Source organism: Flavonifractor sp. An91 (genome assembly GCF_002159225.1).
Taxonomy (GTDB): Bacteria; Bacillota; Clostridia; order Oscillospirales; family Oscillospiraceae; genus Flavonifractor; species Flavonifractor avicola.
Genome location: NZ_NFHA01000094.1, coordinates 1 through 1,023 on the forward strand (window position 1 = coordinate 1; position 1,023 = coordinate 1,023).

Here is a 1,023-nt window from a genome sequence, read left to right on the forward strand (position 1 = left end):
GTTCCACAACATTGCTGTTATTGCCCTCTGTTGCTTGCTCTTCATACTTTCAATCTGCATTGTTCAGTTTTCAAGGTGCTGACTTCCAACCTCTTTCAAGGTCAGATCGAAACATCTGTTGCCAGGTGCTTCGATCTAATATTGAATTGGTGGAGATAGTCGGGCTCGAACCGACGACCCCCTGCTTGCAAAGCAGGTGCTCTCCCAGCTGAGCTATACCCCCATCGAGAGAGAAGTGGTGGGCCCAAGTGGACTCGAACCACCGACCTCACGATTATCAGTCGTGCGCTCTAGCCAGCTGAGCTATGGGCCCGTAAATAGGTGCCATTCACTTCTTGCCTACCTGGCCCGCGTCGGCATAGCCGCCGCGGTACACGCTAAAAATATGCCGCCGGCATATTTTCTTAACGCGTGTACCCTCTAAATTAAACAACGTGAAAGCTCATTCGCTCCAGAAAGCTGACCGTAGGACGTTACAAACAACTCTCGGTTGCTTGAAGTCTCCTTAGAAAGGAGGTGATCCAGCCGCACCTTCCGATACGGCTACCTTGTTACGACTTCACCCCAATTATCGAACCCACCTTCGGCCGCGCCCCCCTTGCGGTTAGGCTACGGACTTCGGGTGTTCCCGACTCTCATGGTGTGACGGGCGGTGTGTACAAGGCCCGGGAACGTATTCACCGCGGCATGCTGATCCGCGATTACTAGCGATTCCAACTTCATACAGGCGGGTTTCAGCCTGCAATCCGAACTGGGATGGCTTTTAGGGATTTGCTCCACCTCGCGGTTTTGCCTCCCTCTGTTAACCACCATTGTAGTACGTGTGTGGCCCAGGACATAAGGGGCATGATGATTTGACGTCGTCCCCACCTTCCTCCGTTTTGTCAACGGCAGTCTCGCTAGAGTGCTCTTGCGTAGCAACTAACAATAAGGGTTGCGCTCGTTGCGGGACTTAACCCAACATCTCACGACACGAGCTGACGACAACCATGCACCACCTGTCACCGGTGCCCCGAAGGGAAA

The 1,023-nt window shown here is 53.4% G+C and carries 2 tRNA genes and 1 rRNA gene; all 3 read right to left on the bottom strand.

From position 1 onward, the window contains the following. Positions 1–147 precede the first annotated feature (147 nt). Positions 148–223, bottom strand: a tRNA-Ala gene (locus tag B5G42_RS17580). A gap of 13 nt (positions 224–236) precedes the next feature. After that, positions 237–313: transfer RNA gene (locus tag B5G42_RS17585), tRNA-Ile, on the bottom strand. Between the two features lie 196 nt (positions 314–509). After that, positions 510–1,023, bottom strand: a 16S ribosomal RNA gene (locus B5G42_RS17590); the annotation flags it as partial.